15 protein-coding genes are annotated in these 15,631 nt (G+C 69.9%); 9 read left to right on the top strand and 6 right to left on the bottom strand.

Translation table 11 applies throughout. The annotated features are described in order from the left end of the window. A partial coding sequence (locus tag AB0F44_RS07705; protein WP_357354174.1) for an extracellular solute-binding protein occupies positions 1-1,310 on the bottom strand: 1,310 nt, incomplete at its 3' end. Between the two features lie 46 nt (positions 1,311-1,356). Between AB0F44_RS07705 and AB0F44_RS07700 the strand changes: the two genes are divergently transcribed. Both AB0F44_RS07700 and AB0F44_RS07695 read left to right on the top strand, forming a co-directional pair. Continuing rightward, on the top strand, positions 1,357-2,508 hold the full coding sequence (locus tag AB0F44_RS07700; RefSeq protein WP_357354172.1) for a LacI family DNA-binding transcriptional regulator: 1,152 nt from the start codon (positions 1,357-1,359) through the stop codon (positions 2,506-2,508). A 41-nt stretch (positions 2,509-2,549) separates the two neighbouring features. Continuing rightward, entirely contained in the window at positions 2,550-3,521 is a 972-nt protein-coding gene (locus AB0F44_RS07695) for a GNAT family N-acetyltransferase (RefSeq protein WP_357354169.1), read from the top strand. Here the strand turns inward: AB0F44_RS07695 and AB0F44_RS07690 are convergent. Then, positions 3,508-4,206, bottom strand: coding sequence for a Pr6Pr family membrane protein (locus AB0F44_RS07690; RefSeq protein WP_357354184.1), 699 nt, complete (start codon positions 4,204-4,206; stop codon positions 3,508-3,510). The genes AB0F44_RS07695 and AB0F44_RS07690 overlap by 14 nt on opposite strands. 228 nt (positions 4,207-4,434) lie before the next feature. On the opposite strand from AB0F44_RS07690, the gene AB0F44_RS07685 reads away from it, so the two are divergent. From AB0F44_RS07685 to lhgO, 3 genes are all read left to right on the top strand, one after another. Next, positions 4,435-5,328, top strand: a complete 894-nt coding sequence (locus AB0F44_RS07685; protein WP_357354167.1) for a patatin-like phospholipase family protein — start codon at positions 4,435-4,437, stop codon at positions 5,326-5,328. 109 nt (positions 5,329-5,437) lie between these two features. Continuing rightward, on the top strand, positions 5,438-5,785 hold the full coding sequence (locus tag AB0F44_RS07680; RefSeq protein WP_357354165.1) for a YciI family protein: 348 nt from the start codon (positions 5,438-5,440) through the stop codon (positions 5,783-5,785). Next, positions 5,782-6,966, top strand: coding sequence for an L-2-hydroxyglutarate oxidase (gene lhgO / locus AB0F44_RS07675; protein WP_357354163.1), 1,185 nt, complete (start codon positions 5,782-5,784; stop codon positions 6,964-6,966). Before AB0F44_RS07680 ends, lhgO begins: the two co-directional genes overlap by 4 nt. Here the strand turns inward: lhgO and def are convergent. Beyond that, a complete protein-coding gene (gene def, locus AB0F44_RS07670) occupies positions 6,963-7,580 on the bottom strand; it encodes a peptide deformylase (protein ID WP_357354161.1) in 618 nt (205 codons plus the stop codon). The genes lhgO and def overlap by 4 nt on opposite strands. Positions 7,581-7,675: 95 nt before the next feature. Between def and AB0F44_RS07665 the strand changes: the two genes are divergently transcribed. The 4 genes from AB0F44_RS07665 to AB0F44_RS07650 all read left to right on the top strand — a co-directional run bounded on the left by AB0F44_RS07665 (position 7,676) and on the right by AB0F44_RS07650 (position 11,814). Further along, entirely contained in the window at positions 7,676-9,040 is a 1,365-nt protein-coding gene (locus AB0F44_RS07665) for an acyl-CoA dehydrogenase family protein (protein ID WP_357354158.1), read from the top strand. Beyond that, positions 9,040-10,254: an acyl-CoA dehydrogenase family protein gene (locus AB0F44_RS07660; protein WP_357354156.1), complete on the top strand. Its 1,215-nt coding sequence runs from the start codon at positions 9,040-9,042 to the stop codon at positions 10,252-10,254. The genes AB0F44_RS07665 and AB0F44_RS07660 overlap by 1 nt, the downstream gene beginning before the upstream one ends. Positions 10,255-10,273: 19 nt before the next feature. Next, entirely contained in the window at positions 10,274-10,810 is a 537-nt protein-coding gene (locus tag AB0F44_RS07655; protein WP_357354154.1) for a nucleosidase, read from the top strand. Between the two features lie 74 nt (positions 10,811-10,884). Next, positions 10,885-11,814: a patatin-like phospholipase family protein gene (locus AB0F44_RS07650; protein WP_357354152.1), complete on the top strand. Its 930-nt coding sequence runs from the start codon at positions 10,885-10,887 to the stop codon at positions 11,812-11,814. 13 nt (positions 11,815-11,827) lie between these two features. Here the strand turns inward: AB0F44_RS07650 and galK are convergent, their stop codons facing one another. From galK to AB0F44_RS07635, 3 genes are read right to left on the bottom strand one after another with little or no spacing between them, the layout of a single operon-like run. Then, complete coding sequence (gene galK / locus AB0F44_RS07645) at positions 11,828-12,988, bottom strand: galactokinase (protein WP_357354150.1); 1,161 nt, start codon at positions 12,986-12,988, stop codon at positions 11,828-11,830. Between the two features lie 47 nt (positions 12,989-13,035). Next, complete coding sequence (locus tag AB0F44_RS07640) at positions 13,036-13,866, bottom strand: hypothetical protein (RefSeq protein WP_357354148.1); 831 nt, start codon at positions 13,864-13,866, stop codon at positions 13,036-13,038. Continuing rightward, positions 13,853-15,535: a VWA domain-containing protein gene (locus tag AB0F44_RS07635; protein WP_357354146.1), complete on the bottom strand. Its 1,683-nt coding sequence runs from the start codon at positions 15,533-15,535 to the stop codon at positions 13,853-13,855. Before AB0F44_RS07635 ends, AB0F44_RS07640 begins: the two co-directional genes overlap by 14 nt. Between the last annotated feature and the right edge of the window lie 96 nt (positions 15,536-15,631).

Below are 15,631 nucleotides of genomic sequence, written 5' to 3'. Positions count from 1 at the left end.
AAGATCGTGTCGAAGGCCGAGGGGCGCATCGTCGTCGCGCCGCTCGACCCCGAGGAGCGCGACACCGCTCGTCGCCGGCTCGTCGAGGACGAGGCCGTGCGGGTGCTCGCGCGCAAGGGCCGCACTCTCATCACCGAGAATCGGCTCGGCATCGTGCAGGCCGCCTCCGGTGTCGACGGCTCCAATGTGGCCGAGGCGGCCGGGAGGACCGTCTGGAAGCCGGCGATGCCCGGGTCGGCCTTGACCTCGTCGGTGTAGGCGTCGTCGCGGGTCGGGAGCGTGGAGTTCTTCAGCGCGATCTGGGCCTGGGTGTCGGCCGAGGTCATGAACTTCACGAACGTCGCCGAGGCCTCCTGGTGCGCCTCGTCCGAGCCTGCGTAGATCGACAGGTTGTGACCGCCGGTCGGGGCGCCGGCCTCGCCGGTCGATCCGGCCGGGACGGTGGCGATGCCGAGGTTGTTCTTGTCCTGGAACGCCGAGCCCTTGTAGAAGTTCGTGATCTCCCAGGGACCCTGGATGATCGCGGCGACCTTGCCGTTGACGAAGGCGTCCTGGATGTGGGCGTACGCGTCGGCGGTGGTGTCCGCCTTGTGCAGGCCCTCGCCGCTGAAGAGACCCTGCCAGGTGGTCAGGCCCTTCTTGGCCTCCGGGGAGGAGATGGTGATCTTCTTGGCCTCGGCGTCGACGGTGTCGGTGCCCTCGCCGTAGAGGAACGGCTGCGCGTAGTAGGCGGAGGTGGAGCCCCAGTAGCCGTCGACACCGGTCTTGGACTTGATCGTCGCGGCGTCGGCCTTGAGCTCGTCCCAGGTCGTGGGGGCCTCGGTGATGCCGGCCTTCTCGAAGAGCGCCTTGTTGTAGACCAGCGCGAGGGTGTCGGTGACGAACGGGACGCCGTACGTCTTGCCGTCGAACTCGGCCTGCTTGATCAGGTTGGGCTGGAAGGCGTCCTTCTCCTCGAGCGCCGCGGTGTCGTCGAGGGGAGCGAGGAAGCCCTTCTGCGCGAACGCAGGCGTCCAGCCGACCTCGGCGCGCAGCACGTCGGGAGCGCCACTGGCGCCGGCCGCGGTGTCGAACTTGTTCTGTGCCTGGTCGAAGGGCACGTTGACGTACTTGACCTTGATGTCCGGGTTGGCCTTCTCGAAGTCCTTGACGAGGGCCTGGTACGTCGGCGCCTCGTTGGTTGCGTTCGAGGTGTCCCACCAGGTGATGGTGACCGGGCCGTCGCTGCTGTCGCCGCTGCTACCGCCACATGCCGTTGCCGCGAGGGCGAGCGATGCCGCCACTGCGGTGGCCACGATGCCACGTCGCATGAGTTCTCCTTCGATATGGGGCCGGGCGAGGAATCCGCCCGGTGGTGTGACGAAGGTAACCCCGCGTCGAGGAGAATGTAAGAGCCTTTCAGCAAAAGTTGCAAACTTGCTGAAAGTTCTTGCAGGCCGTGTAGGGAGGGGGCATGATGTGATCGTGCCCATAACACCAGCCTCTGCCCGTCTTGCTGACATCGCGGCCCATGCGGGCGTGAGTGAGGCGACGGTCAGTCGCGTCCTCAACGGCAAGCCCGGGGTCGCCGCGGCCACGCGGGAGGCGGTGCTGGCGGCGATCGACGTCCACGGCTACGAGCGCCCGGTGAAGCTGCGCCAGCGCAGCGAGGGGCTGGTAGGACTGATCACGCCCGAGCTCGACAACCCGATCTTCCCCGCGCTCGCGCAGGTCATCGCGCAGGGACTGACCCGGCAGGGCTACACCCCGGTGCTCGCCACGCAGACGCCCGGCGGCTCGACCGAGGATGAGCTCACCGAGATGCTCGTCGACCGCGGCGTCACCGGGATCATCTTCGTCTCCGGTCTGCATGCGGACACCACCGCCGACATGACGCGCTACGACAAGCTGCGCGCCCAGGGGGTTCCGTACGTCCTCCTCGACGGTTACACCCCCGACGTCAAGGCGCCGTTCATCTCGCCCGACGACCGCGAGGCGATGCAGTTGGCGGTCACCCACCTCGCCACGCTCGGCCACTCCAAGATCGGCCTGGCCGTCGGTCCCCGCCGCTTCGTCCCGGTCCAGCGCAAGATCGAGGGCTTCGTGGCGACCATGTCCGACCGTTTCGGTCTGGGCGCCGAGGAGATCGAGAAGGGCCACATCCGCCACTCCCTCTTCACCCTCGAAGGCGGCCAGGCCGCGGCCTCCGAGCTCCTGGACGAAGGCTTCACCGCGATCGTCTGCGCGAGCGACATGATGGCGCTGGGCGCCATCCGTGCCGCCCGCTCGCGCGGCCTGCGGGTCCCCGAGGACGTCTCCGTGGTCGGCTACGACGATTCCCAGCTCATCGCCTTCACCGACCCGCCGCTGACCACCGTCCGCAAGCCCGTCCACGCGATGGGCCAGGCCGCCGTCCGCGCCATCCTCGACGAGATAGCCGGCACCGGAACGCCCCACTCGGAGTTCGTCTTCCACCCCGAGCTGGTCGTCCGCGGCTCCACCGCGTCCGGCCCGCGCGTCAACCCCTGACCGCCCGGAGCGGGCCGGCGCGCGGCTGGCAGGATGGGCGCGTGACGATTGTGGCTGCTGCTGACGGTTCGGCGCTCGGGAACCCGGGGCCCGCGGGGTGGGGTTGGTATGTGGACGAGTTCACCTGGGCCTGTGGGGGCTGGCCGCACGGGACCAACAACCAGGGCGAGCTGACCGCGGTCCTCGACCTGCTGCGGCAGACGGCGCACACCGGCGAGCCGCTGCTGATCTACTGCGACTCCAAGTACGTCATCAACTCGGTCACCAAGTGGATGGCGGGCTGGAAGCGCAAGGGCTGGAAGAAGGCCGACGGGAAGCCCGTCCTCAACGTCGAGATCATGAAGGATCTCGACGCCGCGATGCAGGGCCGCAACGTCCGGTTCGAGTGGATCAAGGGCCACTCCGGACACGCGCTCAACGAGGCCGCCGACAGGCTCGCCAACGGCGCCGCCCTGGCCTACCAGGCGGGTCGTACGCCGGACCCCGGTCCGGGGTACGCCGGTGCCGTCGAGGCGCCCGCCGTCGCGCCGCAGGTTACGCGGCCCGAGCCCGAGCCGGACGACCTGCTCGGCCTGCTGAGCTCGGAGCCGGGCGCCGCCGAGAAGCCTGCGACGTACTCCTTCTCCTCAGACCAGAGCCGGATCGACCCCGACTGGGTGCACCGGATGATCGCGCAGTCCTACTGGGCCAGCGATCGCACGCGGGAAGTCCAGGACGCGGCCAACAAGGGGTCGCGCTGCTACGGCGTCTACGACTCGGCCGGAGACCAGGTCGCCTTCGCCCGCGTGGTCAGCGACTTCGCCGCCTTCGCCTGGCTATGCGACGTGATCGTCGACCCGGGCGCCCGCGGTCAGGGGATCGGCAAGCTGCTGCTCGAGGGCATCCTCGCCGACCTCGAGCCCTACCGCATCCGCCGGACCCTGCTCGCCACCGAGGACGCCCACGAGCTCTACGCGAAGTACGGCTGGGAGCCGCTGCCCGCGCCCGAGCGCTGGATGATCAGACAGGCCTGAGCCCGGCCCCGTCCTCGTCATCGACGGAGGCCGTCTCGGGGGACCGCCGGCGCCCGACGGCGACGACACCCCAGGCAACCAGGGTGAAGGCCGCGGCGATGCCAATGACGTACGCGATGACGACGGTGTAACCACCCTGCAGGTGGTGGTTGAGGAACGGGTAGGGATACCACCACGGGTCGCCGGTGAGGGGACTCACGACGAGATCGCCGCGGATCAGGGTGTAGACCGCCCACACGACCGGGAACGCGATGATCATGCCGACCGCGCGCCACAGAAGGCGGCGGCGCGGGGGAGCGACGAAGAGGTCGACGATCAGGAACAGCGGGCCGATGAGGTGCAGGATCTCGTTGGCCCACGGGAACGCGGCTGGTACGAGACCGCGCAGCAGCAGGTTGTAGACCAGGCCGGTGATCGCCATGAACGTCGTCGCCGCCGCCATCAGCACCGCGAGCCAGGTGGGCTCGAGGGTGTTGCGGGTCAGCGCCCAGACCCCTGCGGCGATGAGCGCCACCGCCGCGAGAAGGTTCGACTCGATGGTGAAGTAGCTGAAGTAGTTCACCACCACCGTCGCCATGCTGGAGCCTTCGGCGGGCGTCGTGCTCATCGCTCCCCGGAACTCCGCCGTCATCGCGGCGAGGATCAGCACGGCCATCGCGAGGCGCAGGATCGACCAGGTCTTCATCACTCGCTCACCGTAAAGCCACAGACCCTCGATCGTGACGGTAATCGGAGTGAGTCGCGCCGTGTCCCGTGCTAGCGTCGTCGCGATCGTGATCCGACGGCAGGAGGTGAGACCCGTGTACGCAACGTCCACAGCGGGTGCTCCCCGCCAGCCACGATCGTGCGGCTGAGCCCGACTCCGGGCTGAGCCACGGGAGCGCCTGCGGAACCTTTTCGAAAGGCGACTCCCATGAACACGAGAACCCAGCCCATCAGCGAGCGCGCAGTCGTCCTCGGCGGTGGCGGATCGGCCGGCAATGCCTGGCTGATCGGCGTCGTCGCCGGCCTCCACGACGGCGGGCTCGATGTGACCGAGGCCGACCTCATCATCGGCACCTCCGCCGGCGCGACGGCCGCGGCGCAGCTCGGCGGCGCGAGTCCGGCCGATCTTCTCGCCGCCATCCTCTCGACACCCCCGCTCCAGCCTTCGACAGGGTCACGCGGATTCCGTCCGATCTCGTCAACCCATCTCGAGCGGACCAACGCCATCATCGAGGCGTCGACGGACCTGGCCGACATGCGGCGCCGGATCGGCGCGGACGCGATCGAGCTCGCCGCGGCCGTCGGAGCGGCCGCACAGGAGGGTTGGCGGGAGACGGTCTCCGCCCGCCTGCCCAGCCAGGAATGGCCGCCGAACACGGTCATCCTCACCGCGGTCGACGCCGACAGCGGTGAACCCGTCGAGCTCGACCGGCACAGCGGCGTCGAGCTGGTCGACGCGGTCGCGGCGAGCTGCGCGGGAGGCCCGGCGTACGCGATCGGCGCACGCCACTACATCGACGGCGGCTACCGGCGCTCGAGCGAGAACGCGGACCTGGCCGCGGGCTGTGAGCGAGTGCTCGTGCTCTCGCCGCTCGGTGGTCGGACCCGGCACCCGGCCGGATGGCGCAGCGACCTGGCCGCACAGGTCGAGGAGCTGCGCGCGGGCGGGAGCACGGTCGAGACGGTCCTCCCCGACGCCGACTCGCTGGCGGCGTTCGGTGACAACATGATGAACCCGGCCACGCGGCCGCCCGCGGCTAGGGCTGGCCATCGCCAGGGCCTTCGCCTTGCCGAGAAGTTCGCCGGGTTCTGGGCGCGATGACGGCAGCTGCGGCGTACGTTCTTCCGGAGGATCTGTCGAAAGTGTCTGGACCCGTTCGTGGAGCGAGTGAGGGGTGGCGACGAGCGCTGCCCGAAACAGGAGGTTGTAGATGACCAAGTATCTGATCTCGTTCCGCGACGAGGCGGTGGACTACCGCGACGAGGACGTCGCCGAGATCGCCGAAGCATCCTCGGCGATGACGCGCGAGGCCATGGCGGCGGGCGTGTTCGTCTTCGGCGGTGGGATCAAGGGCGGTCTCGAGGATGCCTGGACCGTCGACGAGGCCGGTGTGGTCACCGACGGTCCCTACCCGGAGAGCAAGGAGCACCTCGGCGGCTTCATCATCGTCGACGTCGACACGCTCGAGGATGCGCTGATGTGGGCGGGGAAGTGCGCCGCGGCATGCCGAGCCACCATGCAGGTCCGCGAGCTGCTCTCCGGGGCTGAGGCGCGTTGACCACGACCGGGGTCGTCGGCGGCGGGATCGTCGGGCTGGCGGTGGCGCGGCAGATCCTGCGCCGCCGCCCTGCCGAGACGGTGATCCTCTTCGAGAAGGAGGCCAGGCTCGGCTCTCACCAGACCGGCCACAACTCGGGCGTCGTCCACGCCGGGATCTACTACCGCCCCGGCAGTCTCAAGGCGCAGCTCTGCACGCGCGGCCGTGACCTGCTCAAGGAGTTCGCCGCCGAGCACCAGGTCCCGTTCGAGGAGTGCGGCAAGCTGGTCGTCGCCGTGGAGGAGTCCGAGATGGGGCGCTTCGACGCGCTGGAGAAGACGGCCACCGCGAACGGCGTGCCGGGTCTGCGACGCGTCGGCCCGGAGGAGATCACGGAGATCGAGCCGTACGCGGCGGGGCTGGCCGCGCTCCACTCCCCGCGGACGGCGATCATCGACTACGTCGCCGTCGCCGAGGCGCTCGGCCGGAGCGTCAAGGAAGCCGGGGGAGAGGTACGCCTCGGCGAGGAGGTGACCGGCATCCACCGCGTCACAGGTGGGATCGAGGTCGAGACGCCCGCGGGCCGGACCCGGGTCGACCACCTGGTCGTCTGCGGTGGCCTGGAGTCCGACCGGCTCGGTGAGCTGACCGGCGGTCCGAAGGCGCCCCGGATCATCCCGTTCCGGGGTGAGTACATGCAGGTCAGCCCGGCGAAGCAGGATCTCGTCCGGGGCATGGTCTATCCGGTGCCGGATCCGCGCTACCCGTTCCTCGGTGTGCACTTCACCCGTCGGGTGGGCGGTGGTCTCGAGGTCGGTCCCAATGCGTTCCTGGCGCTCAGCCGGCGGCGCTACGGCCGTACGTCCATGACCCCGCGCGACCTCGTCGACACGCTGGCGTGGCCGGGGTTCTGGCGGTTCGCCGCCGAGCATTGGCGCACCGGGTTCACGGAGCTTCGCGGCGTACTGTCAAAAGAGGCCTACATGCGTGAGGCCCAGCGCTACGTGCCGGAGATCGGCGCCAAGGATGTCGAACGCGCCGGCCTCGGGCTGAGAGCCCAGGCCGTCGAGCGCGACGGCTCGCTGGTCGACGACTTCGTCATCCACCAGGCCGATGGCATCACCTCGGTGCGCAACGCGCCCAGCCCGGCCGCGACCTCCAGCCTGGCGATCGCCGAGTACGTCGTCGACCGGATCTCCTAGTCGGCGGACGAGTCCCCGGCAGGCCACTCGGCGGGGAAGTCCTTGGCCAAGCGGTCGTGCTCCTTGGTGAGCTTCTTGCGCGCCTTGGCGGAGATGCGGTCGCCGAAGACGGTGCCGTTGGTGTGGTCCGTCTCGTGCTGGAGGCAGCGGGCCAGCAGGCCGTTGCCCTCGAAGTGGACCGGCTCCCCGTCGAGACCGAGACCGTCGACCGCGGCCCAGTCGGGGCGGGCGCAGTCCACGAAGGCGCCGGGGAAGGAGAGGCAGCCCTCCAGGTCGACGTCGAGTTGGCGGTCATCTCCCTCGGGCAGGGTCAGGACGGGGTTGCAGACGACGCCGACGGTGCGCTGGCCGGTCGCGTCGGGGCAGTCGAAGACGAAGATGGCGACGTCTTCGCCGATCTGGTCGGCGGCAAGGCCAACGCCCTCGGCGGCGTACATCGTCGCGACCATGTCGGCGGCCAGCTCGGCCAGCGCCGCGTCGAAGACCTCGACCTTCTTCTTGGGCCGGTGCATGACCGGGGTGCCCCAGCGTGTCATCGGCCGCACCTTCCCGCCCTCGGGCAGGGCGCCGTGGGGCGCGAGCGGAGCACGGGATTCGAGCGAGGAGTCGGCCATGTGCCAAGCCTATAAATAAGTCGTGCGTGGTTTGTTACCGCCATCACCACCCCGAAGTGTAGACCGCGTTGTAACTCCCAGTTACAGTTCTACCCATGAGTATCCTCCAAGGCCTACGTGGCGGGATCGCGAACGGTGTCCCGTCCGGCGAGTCGCGTGACCCGATCGGGTTCGCCGTGGCCGGTCTGCGCAAGCTCTCGCAGAGCCCTGCGCTCGACCGGCTCGGTGTCCGCAAGCAGACCGAGCAGGTCGTCTTCACGGTGACCCGCAGCGGGTTCAAGACGATGGCTGCGACCAGCCGTGCGTTCAAGAAGAAGGGCAAGCAGGGCGCCCCGGGCGTACGCGTGCCCAACGCCATCCCCAAGGGCGTCTTCGACCTGACCCCGACCGAGGACGAGCAGATGCTCGTCGACGTGGTCATCGAGTTCGCCGCGGAGGTCGTACGTCCCGCAGCGGCCGAGGCCGACGAGGCCTGCGCCGCGCCCGACGGGCTGCTCAAGTCGAGCCTGGAGATCGGGCTGCCGATCCTGGGTGTCCCCGAGGAGCTCGGCGGCATCTCCGAGACCCGATCCGCGGTCGCCGGCACCCTGGTCGCCGAAGCGCTCGCCAAGGGCGACCTCGGTCTGGCCGTCGCCGCGCTCGCGCCCGGCTCGGTCGCGACCGCGCTCGGCCTGTGGGGCACCGACGAGCAGCAGCAGACCTACCTGCCGGCCTTCACGGAGGGATCGGTTCCGGCCGCGGCGTTCGCGCTCAACGAGGACAAGGTCCTCTTCGACGTACTGTCGCCGGCCACCACCGCCACGAAGACCGCCGACGGGTTCACTCTCAACGGCACCAAGTCGCTGGTCGCTCGTGGCGCCGAGGCCGAGCTGTTCGTCGTCGGCGCCAGCCTCGACGGCAAGCCGACCCTCTTCCTGGTCGAGTCCTCGACCCCCGGGATCACCATCGAGTCCGAGCCCGCGATGGGCGTACGCGCCGCCTCGCTGACCAAGCTGACCCTGACCGACGTGAAGGTCCCCGCAACGGCGGTCCTCGGCGAGACCGACGGCTCGACCTACACCGAGGCCGTACGCCTGTCCCGCCTTGCTTGGTGCGCGCTGTCCATCGGCGTCGGCCAGGCCGTCCTCGACTACGTGACGCCCTACGTCAAGGAGCGCGAGGCCTTCGGCGAGCCGATCGCCCACCGCCAGTCGGTCGCGTTCATGGTCGCCAACATCGCGATCGAGCTCCAGGCGATGCGGCTGGTGACTTATAAGGCCGCCAGCCGGGTGGCCCAGGGCATCGACGCGACCCGCGAGATCGCGCTCGCTCGAAAGCTGTGTGCCGACAAGGGCATGCAGATCGGCCTCGACGGCGTCCAGCTGCTCGGTGGTCACGGCTTCGTCAAGGAGCACCCGGTGGAGCGGTGGTACCGCGACCTGCGTGCGATCGGGATCATGGAAGGCACGGTGCTGGTCTGATGGCCATCAATCTGGAAGACCCCAAGAAGCTCAAGCCGCTGCGCGAGCAGGTGCACCAGGTCGCGATGAACATGCTGCGACCGATCTCGCGCAAGTATGACAAGGCCGAACACGAGTACCCCACCGAGCTCGACATGCTCGCCGCCATGGCCGACGGCCTGGCCGAGTCCGGTCAGGGTGAGGGCGCGGGCGCCACCGGCGTACGCCGCGACTCCAAGCCCGACGACGGCAAGGTCAAGAACGGCGCCAACATGTCCTCGGTCCTCTCCGTCTCGGAGATGTGCTGGGGCGACGTCGGGCTCACGCTCGCGATGCCGCGCCAGGGCCTGGGCAACTCGGCCATCGCGTCGGTCGCCAACGACGAGCAGCACGAGCGCTTCGACGGCATCTGGGCCTCGATGGCGATCACCGAGCCCGGCACCGGCTCCGACTCGGCCAACATCAAGACCACCGCCACGCTCGACGGCGACCACTACGTGCTCAACGGCGAGAAGATCTTCGTCACCTCCGGTGACCGCTCCGACGCGGTCGTGGTGTGGGCGACGCTCGACAAGGAGCTCGGCAAGGCCGCGATCAAGTCGTTCGTGGTCGAGAAGGGCACGCCGGGGATGAAGGTCGAGCGTCTCGAGCACAAGCTCGGGATCAAGGCCTCCGACACGGCCACGATCACCTTCACCGACTGCCGGGTGCCTGCCGAGAACCTCCTCGGCAACCCCGAGATCAACGTCAAGGAGGGCTTCGCCGGTGCGATGGCCACCTTCGACAACACCCGTCCTCTGGTCGCCTCGATGGCAGTTGGCTGCGCCCGCGCGGCGCTCGACTACACCCGCGACCTGCTCGAGAAGGCCGGAGTCGTGATCGACTACGACCGGCCGGCTCACCTGCAGTCGGCGGCCGCGGCGAAGTTCATCCAGCTCGAGTCGGACTACGAGGGTGCCTATCTCCTCATGCTCCAGGCCGCCTGGATGGCCGACAACCGCCAGCCCAACTCAAAGGAAGCCTCGATGGCGAAGGCCAAGGCCGGCCGGATGGGCTCGGACGTGACGCTCTCCTGCGTCGAGCTGGCCGGCACCATCGGCTACTCCGAGGGTGAGCTGCTGGAGAAGTGGGCCCGCGACTCGAAGATCCTCGACATCTTCGAGGGCACTCAGCAGATCCAGCAGCTGATCGTGGCGCGACGGGTCCTCGGGCTCTCGTCGGCGGAGCTGAAGTAACGCACTAAGGTCTGCGGCCATGAGCGTACTCGTGGTGTCAGCGACCAAGGCCGAGGCGGCCCATGTTCCTTCCGGACTCAAGGTGGTGATCACCGGGATGGGGAAGGTGGCGGCCGCCTCGGCCGTCTCGCGTGTGCTGGCGTCCGACAAGACCATCCAGCAGGTCGTCAACATCGGCTCCTGCGGCGCGCTGCGCGACGGCCACACCGGCACCTACGAGGTCGGCACCGTGCTCAACCATGACTTCTCATCCGCCGCGATCCGGGCGCTGGGTCACCCGGTCGAGGACGCGCTGGAGGTCGGCGAGTCGGACATCGTCTGTGCCACCGGCGACCTCTTCGTCACCGACACGGTCGTACGTGCCGAGCTCGCCCAGCGGGCTCACCTGGTCGACATGGAGGCCTTCGCCGTCGCCTGGGCATCCCGGGAGGCGGGCGTCCCGGCTCGCGTCGTCAAGCACGTCTCCGACAACGCCGACGAGACCGCCCTCGACTGGGCCAACGTCGTCGACCGCTCGGCCCGCGATCTGGGTGCCTGGCTCGCCGCCAACGTGTGATCTGCGCCCCTGTCCGGGCGTGTCGGAGCGACCCGATGCCATGCCCTACTCGCCAGTAGCGTCACAATCCAGATGTGGACGCATTGCAATCGGGAGTGGTCGAGCTGCTCCGGTCTCGTCGCGGCGGGGACAGTGGGAACAAGGATGACGGGGCGACCCTGGCTCTCGTGATCGAGGGTGGCGGGATGCGGGGCATGCTGTCGGCGACGATGGCCGCGGTGCTCGCCGACCAGGGCCTGGTGGATGCGGTCGATCTCGTGGTCGGCACATCTGCCGGCGCGGCCAACGCGACCGCGGTGGCGGCCGGGACCATCGGCGCCTTCAGCGAGTCGTACGCCTCGGTCTTCGCCTCGCCCGAGTACATCGGCGCCGGACGGATGCTGCGGCGCAAGTCGATGGTCGACACCCGCGGGATCACCTCCCGCTCGGCGGAGCTGTTCGAGTGGTCGCTCGCGCTGCGGGACGGGGCGCCCCGGCTGGCGGCGGTGGCCACCGACGTGGTGACCGCGAAGGCAGTCCCGCTCACCGACTTCACCGACGCCACCGACCTCGCCGACTCGGTGATCGCCTCGAGCCAGCTGCCCCTGGCCGGAGGACTCCCAGTGACCGTGCGCGGCCGCCGCTGGCTCGACGGCGGGCTGGTCGAACCGGTGCCGGTGGCCGCAGCGGCGGCGCTCGGGGCGACGCACGCGATCGTGCTGGCGACTCGGCCGTTCGGAACGGCCCCGGCCTACGGCCCGGCGGACCGGGTCATCGAGCGCTACCTGCGCCGGGTCAACCCCGAGCTCGGCGATCTCTACCACAGCCGGCCGGACCGCTACCGGGCCTCGGTCGCCGAGATGAGGGCCGGGAACCACGCGGGCGTACACACGCTGACGTTCGCGCCCGATGCGGACGACCCGATCCCCGGGCGCACCGAGACCGATGTCGATCTGCTTCGAGCGGCCCGTCAGGCTGCGACCGGCACCGCGACTCGGATGCTGGCCGAGGCGGGCTTGGTCTGAGTCGGTGCGATGTTCACCGAGGTAACTCGGTGAACATCGCGCCCGCCGAAGGGCTGGCGATCAGGTGCCCCGGGGCGCCGTAGCCGGCTTCGGCGAAAGCCTTGTCGATGGCCGCGCTGACCGCCTCCACGGCGTCAAGAGGGAGGATCGAGACGATCGAGCCGCCGAAGCCGCCACCGGTCATCCGGGCCCCGTCGGCTCCGGCGTCGACCGCGGTCGCGACGGCCAGGTCGAGCTCGGGGACGGAGATCTCGAAGTCGTCGCGCATCGAGGCGTGCGAGGCGGCGAAGAGCTCACCGATCGCGGCCCAGTCGCCGCCACCGAGCGCGGTCACGGTCGGGTCGACGCGGGCGATCTCGGTGACGATGTGGCGGGCGCGGCGGCGTACGACCTCGTCGTCGAGGGATTCGACCTGGTCCAGGGTGGCCTCGCGCAGCGAGCGCAGCCCGAGGTCGGCGGCGGCCTTCTCGCACTGGGCGCGCCGGGAGGCGTAGCCGCCGTCGGTCAGCTGGTGCTTGACCCGGGTGTCGGTGACCAGGATCGTGCGCTCGCCGAGGGCGAGCGGGACGTTGCGGTGCGTACCGGAGTCGAAGTCGATCAGGAGAGCACCGCCGGCCTCGGCGAAGACCGCGACCGACTGGTCCATCCCGCCGGTCGGCGCCTTGGCGACCTCGGTCTCGGCCCGGATCCCGGCCGCGACGACCGCGCGCTGCAGCTCCTCGTCGAGAGTCCGGCCGGCGATCCCCAGTGCCGCCACCGCGGTGGCGCACTCGACCGATGCAGACGAGGACAGGCCCGCGCCGAGCGGGACCGACGACTCCAGGTGCATGTCCAGGCCACCGGTCAGCAGGCCGGCCTCGCGCAGCGTCCAGAGCACCCCCGCGACGTACGCGGCCCAGCCCTCGATCTCCGGGCCGAGCTCGTCGATGTGGCCGGTGAACGGCTCCGGCTCCTGGCCCGAGGCGATCCGGATGACGCCGTCGGTGCGCGGCGCGGCCGCGGCGTAGGTGGCGTGGGGGAGTGCGACCGGCAGCACCAGACCGGCGTTGTAGTCGGTGTGCTCGCCGATCAGGTTGACCCGTCCCGGCGCCCTTCCGACCACCGTGGCCTCGGCGCCGAAGGTGGTACGCAGCGCCTCGATCGCGCGCGCGGTGAGGTCGGTCGGTTCGAGCATGGTGCAAAGTCTGCCGCGTGCACGCGGCCCGCGCGGACCCGGGTCGCTCAGTAGACCGCGATGACCCGGACGGTCGCGGTCCGGTCGGCGGTGCTGAGGTTGCGGAGCACGCCGACCACGACCACGTTGTCGCGATGCTCGAGCTCGTCGAAGTCCTCCTGCTTCCCGCGACTGCCGACGTGCATGGTGATGGTGAGCCCGTGGCTCTTCTGCTCCAGCGTCCCGGTGTTGTCCCGGCCGTCGGTAGCAGGCGTCGGGACGGCGAGGATTGCCTGTCGTACGTCCGGCCCGGCGACGGTGAACTGGAGGAACTGGTCATCGGACGCGGTCTGCGCGACCAGCCCGGCCACCCGGTCGAGCTCGCCGTCGGGCTCGTGCAGCAGCCCCCGTTGCTGCAGCTCGGCCAGCACGTCGCCGACCAGGGTCTCCCTGGTGGGCCGAGCCTCCTGGGCGTACTTCCTGGCGACATCGCGGACGTACTTGGTCACCGCCTTGACCGGTGGCACGTCGATCCCGGCCTCCGCGCTGCCGGAGGAGCTCCTGACGACCTCGCGGAGGACGGTTCCGACCTCGCCACGAAAGAGCTGGGCGTGCAGCATCGCGATGCGTGTCTCGGAGAGGAAGTAGTAGGTGTGGATCGGCCGCCCCTCGATCCCGCGGGGTGGCGGCGGCCGGTGCCCAGGCCGCTTGCGGGGGTTCGCCCGGACGGCAGCGGTGCCGGCTCCGATCGCGAGCGCGCCGACCGCGCCGACCGCCCAGCCCCATGCGCTCGTCGCGACGGCCGCGCCGGCCAGCGGCACGGCGAGGACCGCTCCGGCGGTGGTGAATCCGGAGTTGATGATGGTGGCGAGCGTTGGTCCGGGCTTACTGGTAGTCACGGATCTCCTGGAAGATCTTGCGGAGGTCGGCGGCGTCCTTGGCGACGACGTCGCGGCCGCCGGTGTGCTCGGCGAAGCCGACCAGCTGCTCGATGCTCGCGTCGGCCGAGGTGGCGGCATCGCCGACGAGCACCACGTAGAGCGGCACGCCGAGGTCGCGGTAGTCCGACTCGTACTTCTTGCTGAGCTGGGCATAGGACTGCCCGCCGTTCTGCTCGCCGTCGGTCATCAGCACGATCGAGGTGGTGGCGCCCTCCTCGGGCGAGGCCTTGATGGCGGCGTACGCGGTGTCGATCGCGTCGTAGTAGGCGGTGCCGCCGTGGCCGGTCAGCTCGCCGACGCGGTCGATGAGGCCGTTGAGCGCCTCGTCCCGCTCCGGCTGGTCCTCGACGACGAGGGACCCGAGGGAGTCCGTCTCGTCGGCGTAGGTGTAGACCGAGAGCCGCTCGCCCTTGCGGAAGCGCTTGAACTGGCCGCTGATCGAGGTGTCGTCGCCGGCCAGCCCCTCGAAGGCCCGCCGCAGCTGGTTCATCTTGATCTCGTCCATCGAGGCGGAGGTGTCGAGCAGATAGGTCGTCCGCGTCTTGGGTGCGAACTCGTCGAAGTAGGTGAAGATCAGCTCGTCGATGGTGCCGAGATCGTCAGGCAACGGGAGCGTCTTGACGTCGTTGTCGGGTACGCCGGGGGAGGGCGTCACGCTCGTGAGCCCCGGCCGTCGCCCGCTCTTCTCGCTCAGCTCCTCCTGGACCTCGGCCGTACGCAGCCACGCGACCGCCGTCTCGTACGCCTTCTGCTTCTCGGCGACGACGAGTGTGAGCGGGTAGGTGGCCTCGGTGGTGCCGTCGCTGGGGTAGACGATGTCGAGATCCTCGACCTGCTCCGAGAGCGCCAGCAGCTCGGACTCGTAGTTGAAGATCGCGTCGTAGGCCGTCGGGTTCTCGCGGAACATGTCCGAGAGCCACCCCGAACTGGCAGCGCGGCCGAGCTGCCCGCTGAACAGCTGGCGTACGTCCTCTTGGACCAGGCCGACGTCCTCGCTCTGCAGCGGCGGCTCGGCGTCGAAGGCGGTGGCCACGCCGGCGAGCGTGGACAGGCCGGAGTTGGAGGAGGCGGGGCTGGTCATCAGGAAGCCGAGCTCGCCGTCGGCGGCGCGGCGGGCGATCTCCTCCCAGGAGACCTGGGCGTCGCCGGTCCAGCCGAGCCGGGTGGCGACGTCGTGGTGCACACCGAGCACCACCGGTGAGCGCATGATCGGGTCGGAGGAGGTCAGGTCGTCGGTGCCCTTGGCCGCCAGCGCCAGCCGCAGGTAGTCGTCGGAGGCGAACCAGGCGGCGTCGTAGCGGTCTGGGTCAGCGACGATCGCGTCGGCGGCCTCGAGGGTGCCGATGAACTCGGGCTCGAGCGCGACGTTGGTCTCCTCCCGGAGCCGCTTCACGAGCGCGCTCGGCTCACAGCGCACCGGGGTGCCGGTCGACTCCTCGGCCTTGCTGGTGCCGCCGGCGCACAGGACGTCGTCGAGCTCCGAACCTGCCGCGACCTTCAGGGTCACCGGGTCGGACAGCCTGTCGGGCCCGGAACCGCCCGGGAGCGCGTTGGCGACCAGGAACCAGGCGAGCAGAACCAGCCCCAGACTTCCTGCGACGACGGTCGTCCACCCCGTGCGGTTCACCTGAAAACGCCTGCCTTCTGTCTGGATCGGGCAGAGTCTAGGGACGAGCTGCGACGGCGCTGGCTGGAATGGGACCCAGCCGAGGCAGATGTCGCC

It is taken from the genome of Nocardioides sp. NPDC023903 (assembly GCF_040639295.1).
Lineage (GTDB): Bacteria > Actinomycetota > Actinomycetes > Propionibacteriales > Nocardioidaceae > Nocardioides.
This window is presented reverse-complemented; position numbering and strand designations above follow the sequence as displayed.